We start from the raw sequence: 14,701 nt of genomic DNA on the forward strand, positions 1-14,701 counted from the left end.
ATTAAGCTTTAATCATTTCTTCAATCTCTTCAAAATTTATTAAATATTTATTCTTACAAAATTCGCAAACTAATTCGGCTTTTCCTTCTTTTTTTAAAATGTCTTCTAATTCGTCTTTATCAAGCATTTTCATTGCATTTAAACTTCTTTGTTTAGAGCACCTACATTCAAATCTAACTTCTTGAGTTCTAGCATTCTCAGAAATTGATTTATCGTCAATATCTGGAAATATATTTTTTATTATTGAAAGTAGATCATCTTTTGATTCAAATAAATCTTCGCTGAAAGAATTTATTTCTTTACATCTATCTTCTAACAATGAAACTAATAAAGGATCAGTTTCTTTTTTAGGCAAAACTTGTGCTAATAATCCTCCGCTACAAATAAGATTCTTATTTTGAATCTTTTCCCCAATAAATACAGCTGAGGGAGTCTGTTCAGAATGATATAAGTAAGATGCTAAATCTTCTGCAATGTTCCCATTCACTAACTCAACAGTGCTTGTAAAAGGTTCACCAAAACCATTGTCTCGAATAATATTTAAATATCCTGTACCAAGTGCTTTTGTAAAATCAAAAGAATATTTATTTGATTTTGTTTTAACTAAATCTAATTCCAAATTAGGATTACCTACATACCCTCTGACTTTGCCATCTCTCCCTGCATCAACTAGTAATCCCTTTAAGGGCCCATCAGATCTTACTCTTAAGGTGACTCGACCATGCATTATTTTCATTGAACTTGCTAACAGAAGAGAGGCGCTGAAAGCTCTGCCAAGTATGGAAGAGGTTAGATAGGATAGCCCATGCCTCTTTTTCGCTTCCCTGGTAGCATTAGTTGTTAATACTGCAACTAATCTTATTCCTCCATTAGCGGCAGTTGCTCTTACAATTTTATCCCCCATAATGTTCTTTCATTAATTTCTTAATCTTTCCTTTCTCAAGGGTTATTATTTTATATGGTATTCCCTCAAATAAAGAGGGTTCATGAGTAACAATTATTATTGTATTTTTATTTTGGAGATTGTGAACTAAATTCTTAACATCATTTTTCATAGACCAATCAAGCCCAGCAGTAGGCTCATCTAGTAAAAGAATTGTTGGATTTCTCATCAGTTGAACAGCAACGGCTAATCTTCTTTGTTGTCCACCACTGAGTTTTTCAGGTGCTTGGGCCAAATTTATACCTGATAATCCAACTTTTTTTAAAACTATATCTATATTTTTTTCTCTCAAACTTTTATGACCAAATTTTAATTCTTTCCCAACTGTTGTTCCTAAAAAGTATCTTTCTGGAAATTGAAATACTACTCCACTTATCCATCTTCTTTGCCTCGCAGAAATAGTTTTATTTTTCCAACTAATGCTGCCTTTTTGGGGAATAGTTAGTCCACTAATTATTTCGAGAAGAGTTGTTTTCCCTGCACCACTATTACCGCATATTAATATAAGCTCATTTTCATGAACATTGAAACTAATATCATCTAGTATTTTTTCACTTCCTGTTTGGGGTTGATAAGTTATCTCTCTTAAATCAAGCATTATTAATTTAATTTGAAGGTATAGATTTTAAACTTTGAATTACCTATTTATAATAATTATATAACTAAATAAAATTAACAGTAAAAATGAATGTTGTATTTAGGGAAGTTGATCCTTTTAATTGTTGGATTTGGATAAAGTTTTTTGAAATTCCAGCTGAAGCAGAAAAAAATTATTTAGATGGTGTTTTTGATAGTTGGTACGTTTTAGGTAGGTTAGGTGGTTTTAATTCTGAGAATTTACAAACTCATGAAGAGGGTTCCGAGTTAAGTTGGATGTCATACAATAATGATCAAAAAGAATCTTCCTTGCCAGCATTAATGCATAATTTAGGTGTTATGGAATATCAAAATCTGTGGTCTAGATGTTGGGTTGATTTCGGAACGTCAGATTCTCTTTCTATTGATATTTTAATAAATACTTTAAATGAGATCTCTAATAATTATGTAAAAATTGATCAATTAATTATTGGAGGAGAAAATAAGGATTGGTCAATTGAGGAACATGAAGATTTAGTTTTTAAAAATTGATATTCATATATGGATGATTTAATAAGATTACTTATTCAAAATGAAAGAATAATTGGTAATAAAAACAAGAATTTAAAACTTACAAAAGAAGAAGCTCACTATTTAAATAAAGTAATGCGTATAAAAATTGGTAGAGAAATTTTTATAACTAATGGTCAAGGTTCTCTATGGAAAGCTAAGAAATTGGAACAAAACTTTTTAGAGATAAATAATATTGATAATCCATATTTTGTTCAAGAAAAAGAAAAAGTTTCTTTAGGAATAGCTGTTGTTGTTCCAAAGAATGGCTTTGAGGATATTCTTAAGATGTGTACTGAAATAGGAATTGATTTAATACAACCTTTATTTTCAGAAAGACAAGTTAAAAATAACTCTAACTTTTTAAAAAGAAATATAAGATGGAATTCAATAATCAATGAAGCGGTTGAACAAAGTGAAAGGTTATGGAGACCACTCATCTTAGGTGGAGTTAATTTAATAGATTGGATAGATTCAAGGGATTCCAAAGATATAATTTCAATCTCTATTACAAGAGATGATAGTTCTGAAAATTTAAATCATTGGTTAAAAAGAAAGCAAAATCTTTTGAAAAAAAATGGTGGAGTTTTATGGAATGTCGTTGGACCTGAGGGAGGTTGGTCAAGAAATGAAATTGAATTTTTTTTAAAAAATAAAATTTCTTTTGTCAAACTTTCAGAAACTATTTTGAGAACTTCAACAGCTACTGTTAATGCAACTTCAATTCTTAATCAATGGCGAAATGATTTAAAATTAAATAATTATTTATAAATTATGAGTTTAATTTCTAATAGTTTTGTATTGGGTTTCTGCATAAATTTTAGTTTAATTCTTTTGTTTTATAGGTTCCCATTGATGACAAAAGGTGGATGGATAAGTGCTGGAGTTTTAGGATCTATTTTATGGGGATGTTTGTCATGGCAAGGTTGGATCTCTGTTGTAATTTATCTATTATTCGGATCTCTTGTAACTAAAATAGGTTATAAATTTAAAAGTCAAAAAGGCATAGCTGAAAAACGAGGTGGAAAAAGAGGACCTGAAAATGTTTGGGGATCAGCTGCTACTGGATTGTTTTTTGCGATTATGGCTATATTGAATTCGTCTAATTTACTTTTTTACAAAATTGGTTTTGCTGCGAGTTTTACTGCAAAGCTGGCAGATACTTTTGGTAGTGAAATAGGAAAAAGATTTGGGAGAGATACATATCTAATTACTTCATTTGGAAAAGTCGATAGAGGAACGGAGGGAGGAATTAGCTTTGAGGGTACGATAGCAAGTTTTGTAGGTGCAATATTCATGTCGTCCATAATGCTCTTATTGTCCATTATCACTACAAAAAATCAATTTGTAATAGTCTCAATTTCTGGATTCTTAGCAACAATATCTGAAAGTATAATTGGTGCTAAATTCCAAGAAAAATATAAATTAAGTAATGAATTTGTAAATGCTATTCAAACAAGTATCTCATCAGTAATTGCTATTTTTTTATCATTTATTATTTAAATTTTTCTAATTAAATATTATTAAAAAGATATCAAGAGTCCTTCCATTTTTTTAAAATCTCCCAACTTTTAATACGTTGATAAATCCAAAGATGTCCATTTGAATTTAAATGAATACCATCATCTGAGATCCAATTTTCACTTCTTGGGTCAGAATACATTTCTCTAAAAGTTGGTAGGAATGGAACATTTTGATTGATACATACTTCCTCCATTCTTCTTTCATAAGAATGACAAAAGTTATTTGAATACCAAAGACATCCTGCAAATGGCATTTTTTTCTCATTAACTGGATTTAAACCAATTACAAAAACTTGTGTATGTGACTTCATTTCGAATATTAGTCTTTCTAATCCATACTCGAACCCGTTTATCTCTAATTGATGCCGACCGTTTTTTTGTCCAATTGTTGGAGTGTCATTAATGCCAACACTTAAAAGGATTGCTTTAGGTTTATTTCTTCTCGTTTCACCTCTCGAGGACCATTCTTTTTCCCAACGAAAAGAAACTTTTTCAATTCCGTCTCCTCTAACACCTAATTGATAAATAATAGGAGCATTTTGAATCTTGGACCAATCTTTTCTAAGTCTTTCGCACCATCCACCTCCTTCAGTATCTCCCCATCCATAGACTGAACTATCTCCAATTACGACCAATTGTTTTGGTAATACAGGCACTAATTTCTTTAAAAATTAACTCACTTGATTTAATAAACTTTTATAAAAATCAAGCTAGATTACTTTTGATTTTACCATTTATTAATTCTCCAAGTATTGCAATAGAGCTATAAGAAAACAAAATTATTAGGACTTCTTCCCATGCAAATGAACTCAATGATTCTTGAAGTTGCCAACCTAAGCCGACACTACCAATTATTCCTAAAATAGCCGTTTCTCTTATTATAATGTCAGACCTGTAGGCACAATAAGCTAAGTAACTCCTTGCTTGCTTAACAAATATTCCGTAAAGCCAACTAGACCTTTTTGAAACTCCTATTGATTTCATTGCAATATATTCTTTTTTGTCTTGGTTATGTAAATTTTCTAAAAGCAATTTGCTTGTTACAGCAGCATTATGAAATCCTAAAGTTGTTGCTGCTAAAGATATTGTAGGATTATTGAACATTAAAAGTATTAAAATTATTATTGGTGCAGGTATTAAACGAAATAGAAATGATGTTGATTTTAAAATTATAATTCCTGTTTTATTATTAAAAATTAATAAATAGATAGGAGGAAAACTTATAGCTATTCCTGTAGAAAAAAGACTTAAAACTATTGTGTCAAATAATAGCTTTAAATAATCATATGAAAATAAAATAGAATTTGAGTTGAATATATTATTGATCGAGTTGAAAGTTATTGTATTTTTATTAAATATAAAATAAACAAAGAAAGATAAAGAAAATAAACTAATAGAAAATATTGCTATTAAATAAAATATCAAGACATTCTTAGAAAAATTAAGGATGTTTATTCTTTTTAATAGTTCGTTAGAAATAATTATCAAAAAAGCTAAACCCCAAAGATAAGTCCATAGCTCTCTAAAATTTAAAGTTTGAAAAGATAAAAATATACTTGTACCTATTCCTCCAATTCCAAACAATCCCAAAACGGCTGTACTTCTTATGGAACATTCTAAACGATATAAACCAAAATTTTTTAAGGTTTCTATAATTGGAGACCATACTAAAGTTATTAAAGAGGAAAACTTAATACCATTAATTTGTTTAATAGATTCAATAGTTGCAATATTAATATTTTCAAGTTGCTCACTAATAACTTTTGCATTTATTGCGATAAAAGGTATGCAAATAGCTATTATTCCAACTGAAAAATTAATACCATATATTTGCATTAAAATAATTCCCCAAATTATTTCATGTATAGATCTAGAAATAGTTAAAAGAAACTTTAAAAATTTTTTTAAAAATTTAGGTAGGATAAAGATTTCATATAAAATATCTGAGGATAATATTCCAAAAACAACTCCAAATATAATGCTTACAAGCCAACTAAAAAATGCAATAAATATTGTTTCATTTAATCTTTCTATCAATATGATTATAATTTCATTATTAATTTTTGGATTTATAGAAGAAATAATAAATTCTTTAAATAATTCTATTCCTCCAATATGAAAATTATTTAAAAGTTCATAGGCTAAAGGTATGCAAACTATTACAGGTAGAAATGATATTGAAGTAGGATTTAGTTTTAATTTATTCAATTAGCTAATAAATCTTTTTTAAATGAAAGTTTTTTAATTTATTTTTCTCTAAATCAAACAAAATTTCACCGTTTTTCATTCCAATAATTCTACTAAAACCATCTAGTAAATCTAATCTATGCAAAGAAATTAAAGTTGTATTGGGCACTTTTAATTTGTTTTTAGAATTTAATAGTAAATACTTGATATTTTGAATTAGTTTTGGATCTAAATTATTAAAAGGCTCATCAGCTAGAAGGATATCTGATTCTTGAATTAATGATCTTGCAATTGCTACTCTTTGCTTTTGTCCTCCAGAAATTTTTCTAACATTTTTCGAATAAATAGATTCCTTAAGAGCACAAATTCGCATATATTTATGTGCTTTACTAAAAGAACTAATATTTAATAGATTTTTCAAAGCAAATAGAACGTTTTCTTTTCCAAGAAGTCCGCAATTAACATTTTGTTCTACAGATAGATCTTCTATTAATCTTAAGTCTTGCCAGATAGTTGTTATCTTACGCTTTTGATCATAGTTTAATTTTTCAAATTCTTTATTGAAGAATTTAGCTTTACCTTTAGTTGGATTTATTGTTCCATTAAGAACAGATATAAGAGTAGTTTTACCTGCACCACTTTTACCCAATAGGGCAATTTTCTCACCATATTTAATTTGCAAATTTATCTTATTTAGGATGAGGTCATTTTTATATTTATAATTTACGTCTTTTAATTCTAGAAGAGTATTAATCATCTAATTTTTTTTAATTTCCTCCCAATTAATTCAATTTTTTTATAATCATCAGATTTTGCGGGTATAAATTTCTTAGCGTTGAACATTTCTAATATCTTTTTATCTTCTTGATTATTAATATCTAAATTTAGGATTTCAGATCTAAGTTTATCTGTAAAACCTTTTCCAAATTTATTATCAAGATTTCCTTGAGCTAACCAATGATAGTCTTCATACTCAGGAGTAACCCAAAAAAAGCTAACATTCTCAGTTCTCTTTGGATTATTCTTAACGTTATTTTCCCATACTTGTTTATTTAAAGCACCTGCATCATAGGCTCCACTATTAACTAAGGCGATTGTTGCATCATGACTACCACTAAAGCCTGCTTTTTTACCTTTAAAGTCTTTAACTTTTATTCCAACTTTATTCATGAAATATTCTGGCATTAACCTTCCTGAGGTTGAATTTTCAGAACCAAAAGTAAATCTTAGATTCTTGAGCTTTTTAAGTCCTTTTTTATTTGAAATTGGATTGAGTTTTAATTTCTTATTGACTATAAAAACGCTTTTGAATTTTTTATCTATATCTCTTTGAGCAATTACAATTGCACCAGAGCTTTGCAACCTTGCTTGAACTCCTGATAATCCTCCAAACCATACAAGATCTAAATCATTTGTTCTAAAGGCAGTAACCGCAGCAACATAATTAATCACAGGCTTATAACGTACCTCCAAATCAAGACTCTTGGATAACTTTTTTGAAAGTAAATTAAATCTTTTATCTAAAATCTCTTGATTTTGATCGGGTATTGCACCAACTCTTAAAACTTTTTTATAAGCATTTAAGGGTGAAGAAAAAATAGTAAAAAGTAATGTAGAAGCTAAAAGTGTTTTTTTTAAGAATTGTAATGACATTTTTCTAAAAATAATAATTATGAACCGCTTTTTTTAACCTTGATAATCCGTCAATAATTTTTTCTTTTGATGTTGCACAAGATATTCTAAAGCTTTGATTATCTCCAAATGGTTTCCCGGGTACTATTACTAATCCATAATCATTTAAGATTTTTTTGCAAAAATCAACAGAACTTATAGATTTATTAGGTAATCTAGGAAATGCGTAAAAAGCTCCATTAGGTTGATGAACAACTAAACCTTCAATATTTCTAAGGCCTTCATAAAGTATTTCTCTTCTGAGATCATAATGACTATTGATTTTTAAGAAAAATTCTTGATTTATCTTTAAAGCTTCTAAAGCTCCTCTTTGAACGAAAGAACAAACATTACTTGTGCTTTGACTTTGTAAAGCGGATGAAGCTTTAATAACCTCTTTTTTTCCTACTAAATAACCTACTCTCCAGCCAGTCATCGCCCACCCTTTTGCAAAACCATTAATAATAAAAATTCTTTCTTTTAAATCAGTAGCTAATGAAGCTAAACTTAAATGACGAAATTCTTTTTTAAGAATTAATTCGTAAATCTCATCTGAAAGAACATTAATATTTTTATGCTCTCTTACTACTTCCGCAATTTGTAATAACTCTTCTTTTGCCATTATTCTGCCAGTTGGGTTATTGGGAGAATTAATTATAATAAATTTAGTTTTTGAGGAAATTTTAGATCTTAAATCTTGTATATTAATTTTGAATCCATCTTCAGGGGCTGAATTTAGGAAGATAGGTTTTCCACCCGCCAATCTAACCATTTGTGGATAGCTTAGCCAATATGGAGCAGGTATTATCACTTCGTCACCATCATTCAATAAAACCTGGAAAAGATTATAAATTGCCTGCTTTGCTCCATTTGTTACCATTACATTTTCAAATTCAACATTTAAATTGTTTTGAATCTGCAATTTTTTTGCAATAGCTTTTCTAAGTTCTTTATCCCCTGCGGCAGGACCATATTTTGTATGTCCATCGAATATAGCCTGACTTGTGGCATTTAAGATTTCTTTTGGAGCATCAAAATCTGGTTCTCCAGCACTTAAATTACAGATATCTTTCCCCTCTTCTGAAAGTTTTTTAGCTTTAGCACTTATCTGGAGAGTAAGTGAAGGTTCAAGTGAGAGAGCTCTTTTTGATAAATTTACTTCACTCATTTGATCTATAGTTCTTTAGATATCACTATTAAAGATTTTTAATCATAAAATAAGAATAATTAAAAGTATCACAGATTGGTTTAATTTGCTTCATTTTCTTAATTTATTTTATTTTCATGTTCTATTTCTCTGAAAATATAAAAAAAAAGAGTAAAGAATTGTATAGTTGATTTTCTTTTTTTTCATATTTTTTAATTTAATATTATTAATAAATTTCGATCTTAAATTTTACTTTGAAAAGGTTAGTAATTAGCAGAGGAAATGTTTTCGCAAATTTATTAATAATCGGTGAAGCGCCTGGGGCTCAAGAAGATTTAGAAGGAAAACCTTATGTTGGAAAGTCAGGAAAATTATTGAATGAACTATTAATAGAAGCAGGAATTGACTTTCAAAATGACGCATATTTCTGTAACGTCATTAAATGTCGTCCTCCAAATAATAGAAAGCCAACGAACACAGAAATAAATATTCATAAACCTTGGTTATTGCAACAAATTAAAATAGTTGATCCAAAATTTATTATTTTAACTGGTTCTACTGCTATGAGGACTATTCTGGAAATAAAAGAACCAATTTCTAAGTTAAGAGGAAAATGGATAAAAAATGATGGTCGAGAAATTATCTCTATTTTTCACCCATCCTATTTGTTGAGATTCTCTTCAAAAGAAGTTGGGAAACCATATGATCTAACTTTAAAAGACCTTAAGAATGTTAGTAGGAAACTATATGCTTTATAATTTAAAGAAGACTTTTTAGAATTTCTAGAATTTAATGTCATTAACTCAATCAAAAGAGGTGAATAGTCTCTCAAGAAGATATTCAACTCATATTGAGAGAAGGATTACTAGAACTGTAATGGTTGGAGATATTGCAATTGGTAGTGACTATCCAGTAAGAGTTCAGTCAATGATAAATGAAGATACTATGGATGTGGATAATGCTTACTTAGCCATTAAAAGACTTCACGATGTGGGCTGTGAAATCGTAAGACTTACTGTCCCTTCTCTAGCTCATGCAAAAGCTGTTGGAGATATTAAAGAAAAATTAATTAAAAGTAATATAAATACACCACTAGTCGCAGATGTTCATCACAATGGAATGAAAATTGCAATGGAGGTTGCAAAACATGTTGATAAAGTAAGGATTAATCCAGGATTGTTTGTTTTTGAGAAATCAGATCCTACAAGAACTAAATATACTGATGCAGAATTTGAGACTATTAAAAATACAATCCTAAAAAGATTTACTCCACTTGTAGAAGTTTTGAAGTCGAAAAATAAAGCTCTAAGGATCGGAGTTAATCATGGTTCTTTATCCGAGAGAATGCTTTTTACTTATGGGGATACACCTTTAGGAATGACAGAATCTGCAATGGAATTTGTAAAAATTTGCGATGAACTTGATTTTCATAATATTATTATTTCTATGAAGGCTTCAAGAGCACCAGTAATGTTGGCAGCATATAGGATGATTTCAGATAGATTGGATGCAGAAGGATATAACTACCCTTTGCATTTAGGCGTCACTGAAGCTGGAGATGGAGATTATGGAAGAATTAAGAGTACTGCAGGTATAGGAACACTCCTTGCAGAGGGTCTTGGAGATACTATAAGAGTCTCATTAACTGAAGCTCCTGAAAAGGAAATTCCAGTATGCTATTCAATTTTGCAATCCTTAGGATTAAGAAAAACAATGGTTGAATATATAAGTTGTCCTAGTTGCGGAAGAACTCTTTTTAATCTCGAGGAAGTTGTAGATAAAGTTAGGAATGCTACCTCTCATTTAACTGGTTTAGATATTGCAATAATGGGTTGTATTGTGAACGGACCTGGAGAAATGGCAGATGCTGATTATGGCTACGTAGGGAAAGGAAAAGGGACAATTGCTCTTTACAGAAGGAAAGAAGAGATAAAAAGAGTACCTGAGGATGAGGGGGTTGATGCTTTAATTAGACTTATTAAAGAAGATGGGAAATGGATTGATCCTTAAATAAATTTTTAATTTATAATTCGATAAATAGAAATTTTAATTTTGAATACTACTTCCAAGCCTTTAAAGATAAAAAAATTATTTAAAAAGCAGATTGTGTTTTTATTAGCGACTACTTTTTCTGGAATATTAGTAAGTGATTATGCAAAGGCCACTATTTTAATAAATAACTACAAAGAGGTCATTGATCACGTTTGGCAAATTGTCTATAGAGATTTTCTTGATTCGAGTGGAAAATTCGAGAGATCAAATTGGATAAATATAAGAAAGAATTTTTTAGATAAAAAATATTCAGATAGTAACGAGGCTTACGATGCTATTAGAAGTATGCTTTTAAAATTAGATGATCCTTATACTCGATTTTTAGATCCTAAAGAATTTAATCAAATGAGAATAGACACTTCAGGAGAATTGACTGGAGTTGGAATACAAATTGTTAAGGATAAAGAGTCTGATGATTTAATAATTATTTCTCCCATAGAGGGTACTCCTGCTTATGAGGCTGGAATTAAAGCTAGAGATAAAATCTTATCGATTGACAATATCTCGACTAAAGGAATGAATATTGAGGATGCTGTTAAATTAATACGAGGTCAAAGAGGTACAAAAGTTAAACTTGAAATTTTTAGAAATGGTGATTCTTTTTACAAGTCTTTATTTCGAAAAAGAATAGAAATAAAGTCTGTTACAAGCAAAATAAATGATACTAAAGATGGATTTTTAATAGGTTACGTGAGAATTAAGCAATTTAATGCTAATGCTTCAAAAGAGATGAAGGAAACAATAAAAGATTTAGAAATGAAAAAAGTTTCAGGATATGTTCTTGACTTGAGAAGTAATCCTGGCGGATTATTAGAATCAAGCATTGAGATTTCTCGTCAGTTTATAGATAAAGGCATAATCGTTAGTACCTTATCTAAAGGTGGTTTAAGAGAAATTAAAAAAGGCAATGGTAATGCTTTAACACAAAAACCCTTAATGGTTCTTGTCAACGAAGGTTCGGCGAGCGCAAGCGAAATAGTTTCAGGAGCAATTAGAGATAATAATAGAGGCAAATTAGTTGGTATGAAAACTTTTGGTAAAGGTCTTGTTCAGTCTATGAGAACTTTGGTGGACGGTTCAGGTTTAACAGTTACAGTCGCCAAGTATTTAACTCCCAATGGAACAGATATCAATAAGTTTGGTATTGTTCCAGATATAGAAGTCAAAATGAATTCTAATCCAATTCTTCTGAAGGAAGTTGGCACTAGAAGAGATAGACAGTACAGAGTTGCTGAGAAGGAACTCATAAAATTGATTAAAAAATCTGATTTAGTAAGAAATTTTGAACCAAATTCTTCAAATTTATCAGAAGTTTTTGGAGAGAAATACCATAATCTGGTTTATAAATTTTATTAGCTGCTCATATCTAGCATCCTCTTTATGGGCTTATAAGCTTTTTTAATTATTTCAGGTTCCAATTCAATTGATGGAGAATTATTTTTCAAACAATCTAAAATTTTATCTAGTGTATTTAATTTCATATAGGGACATTCATTACATTTACACCCATCTATATCTGGCACTTCAATAAATTTCTTATTAGGTTCTTTCTTTTTCATTTGATGAATTATCCCCGGTTCAGTTAAAACCATATAAGTATTAGAATGATCATCTCTAATAAATTCAAGTAACTTACTTGTCGAACCAATAAAATCTGAAAGTACTAACAAATTTTGACTACATTCAGGATGAGCTATTACCTTCGCTTCTGGATATTTATATCTTAATTTTAATAAAGCTTCTTCGCTAAATGTTTCATGAACTATACAGCTACCTGGCCAAAGTTTAAGGTTTCTACCAGAATTTTTTTGAACCCATCTACCTAGATTCTGATCTGGTGCAAATATGATCTTTTTATCTTTAGGTATCTTTTCTACTAATGAAACAGCATTGCTACTAGTACATATCAAATCACTTTGAGCTTTTACTTCTGCAGTACAGTTTATGTAACTCACAACATAATGATCTGGATTCTCATCTCTAAACTTTTGGAATTCTTCTGCAGGACAATCATCTGCCAAAGAACAACCTGCATCAATATCAGGTAATAATACTGTTTTATTTGGGCTAAGTATTTTCGCTGTTTCTGCCATAAAGTGGACACCACAAAAAATTATTATATCTGCATTATTATTTGCTGCTTTCCTAGATAGATCTAAAGAATCCCCAATAAAATCAGCAATATCTTGTATCTCTGGCGCTTGATAATAATGAGCAAGAATTATCGCATTGGTTTCTAAGCAACGCTCCTTGATTTCAGAAATCAAATCTTTTTCGTTTTTAATAGATTTCTGTTTTGCAGTAGAAGTTATACTGGTCAGGATTTACAATGTCTCTTAATAGATTATATGCCTTTAAATAGAAAAAATTCTGTCAAATTTAAAAATTGCTATTGTTGGTGACTGTCACGGTCAATGGTCAGAGGCGGATATTGGAATTTTGTCTCTTATAAAACCGGATATTGTTTTATTTGTTGGAGATATTTCGGATGGTAATATCAGAATAATAAAGAAAATTAATCTTATAAATATCCCTACTTTTGTGATTTTAGGAAATCATGATCGAGGAAAAGATTCTTCAGGAGAGACTCTTTTAAAACAAATACGTGTTCTGCAAGAAAAATATTGTGCTTGGGATTTAAAGATTTTTAATAATCAATTAAATATCTTAAGTGCCAGACCCTGTAGTTCAGGAGGTGGTTATTTTCTTTCAACTGAGGTTAAAGCTGTTTATGGTCCAATAAGTGAACAAGAGTCAGTTAATAAAATCCTCAAATGTTCAGAAAAAATTGTTAAAGACTTACCTCTTATTTTCATGTCTCATGCAGGACCCTCTGGCTTAGGTTCAGATTCAAGCAGTATTTGTGGCAAAGATTGGAAAGAGCCCGCTTGTGATTGGGGGGATAGAGATTTGGCGGTAGCTATTTCAAAAATACAAAAAAAAAGAAAAATAGATCTTGTTATTTTTGGTCATATGCATAATCATCTAAAAAGAAATAAAGGGTTTAGAAAAATGTTTGAAATTGATAAAAAAGGTACAGCTTATTTGAATTCTGCAATAGTTCCAAGATATAAAAAAAATGAAAAGGGCGAATTAGCTGTTAACTTTTCATGGGTTGAGTTCCGAGGCACTAAACTTACTCATATTTCTCACCGATGGTATTCAGAGTTGGGAGAGATACTTGAAGAAGAAATTCTTTTTTGAAATGGAGAATTTAGGAAGAAAATCTTTAACCTTTTTTGGGTTTCTCATACCGAGAGAATACAGTTTGAGATAATAGGTATCCTGCGATTGCTGCTGCAGTAAAAGCGAGACCATTTTTGAATAACGGGATTATTTCGCTTGTCCTTGAAATTATTGGTGCCAAACCAAAAATGCCAAATAGCATTCCCCATAAAGGAGAAAGAAGAGCCAAAAATCCAATTGATATGATTTGCCCCTCTTTTCTTGGAGCAGCAGCAAAACCTGCCACTAATCCTCCTAAGATAGAAGTACACAAAGTCCAAATATATTGTTCTTTTGGTAATCCAGGGACAACTTGGCACCCTCCTCTGTTAAGACAAATTTTTACTGCATTAATTGCATCTAATACAGCTCCATCTTCTCCATGATCTTTTACATAATATTGATTCCCAAACCTTGTTTGAAGTTCTACCCAAAATAATCTTGGCATAAAAGCAAAATATGCATCCCCAACATTAAAATTCAATAAATTCCCGCCTCTAGGATCTGCAATTACTAATAAACTTGTTTCATCTAGATCCCAATAATCTTTTATTGCAATTCCAGGGATACTTTCAAATTGAGATAAATATTTAATCTTCCAACCACTTTCGATTTCTAAGTTATTAAGATTTTCTTCTAAAGATATTTTCTGATTAGGACTTAATGTTTTGGCTAAATCGATAACAGGAGTCTTTTCTTCTGGTAAAAGATTTGGATTATTAATAGCTAAAGAAGGCTCATTAAAAATTAAAACTATTAGAGATAGAATTATTCCTAAGAAATAGTTAATCTTTGAATGCATAAAAA

16 protein-coding genes are annotated in these 14,701 nt (G+C 29.9%); 7 read left to right on the forward strand and 9 right to left on the reverse strand.

From position 1 onward, the window contains the following. Nucleotide 1: 1 nt before the first annotated feature. The gene (hslO, locus tag P9515_RS03660; protein WP_011820052.1) at nt 2-904 is read right to left on the reverse strand and encodes an Hsp33 family molecular chaperone HslO; all 903 of its coding nucleotides are present in this window, start codon (nt 902-904) and stop codon (nt 2-4) included. Further along, nucleotides 894-1,541 (reverse strand): ABC transporter ATP-binding protein, encoded by a 648-nt coding sequence (locus P9515_RS03665; protein WP_011820053.1) that lies wholly within the window; start codon nt 1,539-1,541, stop codon nt 894-896. The genes hslO and P9515_RS03665 overlap by 11 nt, the downstream gene beginning before the upstream one ends. An 86-nt stretch (nt 1,542-1,627) precedes the next feature. Here P9515_RS03665 and P9515_RS03670 point away from each other — a divergent pair, with 86 nt between their 5' ends. The 3 genes from P9515_RS03670 to P9515_RS03680 are packed head-to-tail and all read left to right on the forward strand — an operon-like array spanning nt 1,628 to nt 3,592. Further along, on the forward strand, nt 1,628-2,071 hold the full coding sequence (locus P9515_RS03670) for a DUF3531 family protein (protein WP_011820054.1): 444 nt from the start codon (nt 1,628-1,630) through the stop codon (nt 2,069-2,071). Nucleotides 2,072-2,080: 9 nt separating this feature from the next. Continuing rightward, the gene (locus P9515_RS03675) at nt 2,081-2,860 is read left to right on the forward strand and encodes a 16S rRNA (uracil(1498)-N(3))-methyltransferase (RefSeq protein WP_011820055.1); all 780 of its coding nucleotides are present in this window, start codon (nt 2,081-2,083) and stop codon (nt 2,858-2,860) included. Nucleotides 2,861-2,863: 3 nt separating this feature from the next. Next, nucleotides 2,864-3,592: a DUF92 domain-containing protein gene (locus P9515_RS03680; RefSeq protein WP_041710575.1), complete on the forward strand. Its 729-nt coding sequence runs from the start codon at nt 2,864-2,866 to the stop codon at nt 3,590-3,592. 31 nt (nt 3,593-3,623) lie between these two features. On the opposite strand, the gene P9515_RS03685 is transcribed toward P9515_RS03680, so the two are convergent. The 5 genes from P9515_RS03685 to P9515_RS03705 are packed head-to-tail and all read right to left on the reverse strand — an operon-like array spanning nt 3,624 to nt 8,638. Further along, entirely contained in the window at nt 3,624-4,268 is a 645-nt protein-coding gene (locus tag P9515_RS03685) for a GDSL-type esterase/lipase family protein (RefSeq protein WP_011820057.1), read from the reverse strand. 49 nt (nt 4,269-4,317) lie between these two features. After that, on the reverse strand, nt 4,318-5,820 hold the full coding sequence (locus P9515_RS03690) for a PhnE/PtxC family ABC transporter permease (RefSeq protein WP_011820058.1): 1,503 nt from the start codon (nt 5,818-5,820) through the stop codon (nt 4,318-4,320). Between the two features lie 4 nt (nt 5,821-5,824). Next, the gene (locus tag P9515_RS03695; RefSeq protein WP_011820059.1) at nt 5,825-6,556 is read right to left on the reverse strand and encodes an ATP-binding cassette domain-containing protein; all 732 of its coding nucleotides are present in this window, start codon (nt 6,554-6,556) and stop codon (nt 5,825-5,827) included. Further along, on the reverse strand, nt 6,553-7,452 hold the full coding sequence (locus P9515_RS03700; RefSeq protein WP_011820060.1) for a putative selenate ABC transporter substrate-binding protein: 900 nt from the start codon (nt 7,450-7,452) through the stop codon (nt 6,553-6,555). The genes P9515_RS03695 and P9515_RS03700 overlap by 4 nt, the downstream gene beginning before the upstream one ends. A 4-nt stretch (nt 7,453-7,456) precedes the next feature. Further along, the gene (locus tag P9515_RS03705; RefSeq protein ID WP_011820061.1) at nt 7,457-8,638 is read right to left on the reverse strand and encodes a pyridoxal phosphate-dependent aminotransferase; all 1,182 of its coding nucleotides are present in this window, start codon (nt 8,636-8,638) and stop codon (nt 7,457-7,459) included. A 233-nt stretch (nt 8,639-8,871) separates the two neighbouring features. Here P9515_RS03705 and P9515_RS03710 point away from each other — a divergent pair, with 233 nt between their 5' ends. From P9515_RS03710 to P9515_RS03720, 3 genes are read left to right on the forward strand one after another with little or no spacing between them, the layout of a single operon-like run. Then, complete coding sequence (locus P9515_RS03710) at nt 8,872-9,375, forward strand: uracil-DNA glycosylase (RefSeq protein ID WP_011820062.1); 504 nt, start codon at nt 8,872-8,874, stop codon at nt 9,373-9,375. A gap of 34 nt (nt 9,376-9,409) precedes the next feature. Further along, nucleotides 9,410-10,627: a (E)-4-hydroxy-3-methylbut-2-enyl-diphosphate synthase gene (gene ispG / locus P9515_RS03715; protein WP_011820063.1), complete on the forward strand. Its 1,218-nt coding sequence runs from the start codon at nt 9,410-9,412 to the stop codon at nt 10,625-10,627. Nucleotides 10,628-10,669: 42 nt separating this feature from the next. Further along, the gene (locus P9515_RS03720) at nt 10,670-12,025 is read left to right on the forward strand and encodes a S41 family peptidase (RefSeq protein ID WP_049750653.1); all 1,356 of its coding nucleotides are present in this window, start codon (nt 10,670-10,672) and stop codon (nt 12,023-12,025) included. On the opposite strand, the gene nadA is transcribed toward P9515_RS03720, so the two are convergent. Next, the gene (gene nadA / locus P9515_RS03725; protein ID WP_420805071.1) at nt 12,022-12,990 is read right to left on the reverse strand and encodes a quinolinate synthase NadA; all 969 of its coding nucleotides are present in this window, start codon (nt 12,988-12,990) and stop codon (nt 12,022-12,024) included. The genes P9515_RS03720 and nadA overlap by 4 nt on opposite strands. 109 nt (nt 12,991-13,099) lie before the next feature. Between nadA and P9515_RS03730 the strand changes: the two genes are divergently transcribed. Continuing rightward, nucleotides 13,100-13,873 carry a TIGR04168 family protein gene (locus tag P9515_RS03730; protein WP_041710576.1) on the forward strand — a complete coding sequence of 258 codons (774 nt, stop codon included), beginning with the start codon at nt 13,100-13,102 and terminating at the stop codon, nt 13,871-13,873. A 25-nt stretch (nt 13,874-13,898) separates the two neighbouring features. Here P9515_RS03730 and P9515_RS03735 read toward each other — a convergent pair whose 3' ends face one another. Further along, a complete protein-coding gene (locus tag P9515_RS03735; RefSeq protein WP_011820067.1) occupies nt 13,899-14,696 on the reverse strand; it encodes a hypothetical protein in 798 nt (265 codons plus the stop codon). Nucleotides 14,697-14,701: the final 5 nt, after the last annotated feature.

It is taken from the genome of Prochlorococcus marinus str. MIT 9515 (genome assembly GCF_000015665.1).
Taxonomy (GTDB): domain Bacteria; phylum Cyanobacteriota; class Cyanobacteriia; order PCC-6307; family Cyanobiaceae; genus Prochlorococcus_A; species Prochlorococcus_A marinus_P.

Excerpts from the sequence above, each read along its gene's own strand:
- hslO (WP_011820052.1), bottom strand. The coding sequence starts at position 904 with ATGGGGGATAAAATTGTAAGAGCAACTGCCGCTAATGGAGGAATAAGA.
- P9515_RS03665 (WP_011820053.1), bottom strand. The coding sequence starts at position 1,541 with ATGCTTGATTTAAGAGAGATAACTTATCAACCCCAAACAGGAAGTGAA.
- P9515_RS03670 (WP_011820054.1), top strand. The coding sequence starts at position 1,628 with ATGAATGTTGTATTTAGGGAAGTTGATCCTTTTAATTGTTGGATTTGG.
- P9515_RS03675 (WP_011820055.1), top strand. The coding sequence starts at position 2,081 with ATGGATGATTTAATAAGATTACTTATTCAAAATGAAAGAATAATTGGT.
- P9515_RS03680 (WP_041710575.1), top strand. The coding sequence starts at position 2,864 with ATGAGTTTAATTTCTAATAGTTTTGTATTGGGTTTCTGCATAAATTTT.
- P9515_RS03695 (WP_011820059.1), bottom strand. The coding sequence starts at position 6,556 with ATGATTAATACTCTTCTAGAATTAAAAGACGTAAATTATAAATATAAA.
- P9515_RS03700 (WP_011820060.1), bottom strand. The coding sequence starts at position 7,452 with ATGTCATTACAATTCTTAAAAAAAACACTTTTAGCTTCTACATTACTT.
- P9515_RS03705 (WP_011820061.1), bottom strand. The coding sequence starts at position 8,638 with ATGAGTGAAGTAAATTTATCAAAAAGAGCTCTCTCACTTGAACCTTCA.
- ispG (WP_011820063.1), top strand. The coding sequence starts at position 9,410 with ATGTCATTAACTCAATCAAAAGAGGTGAATAGTCTCTCAAGAAGATAT.
- P9515_RS03735 (WP_011820067.1), bottom strand. The coding sequence starts at position 14,696 with ATGCATTCAAAGATTAACTATTTCTTAGGAATAATTCTATCTCTAATA.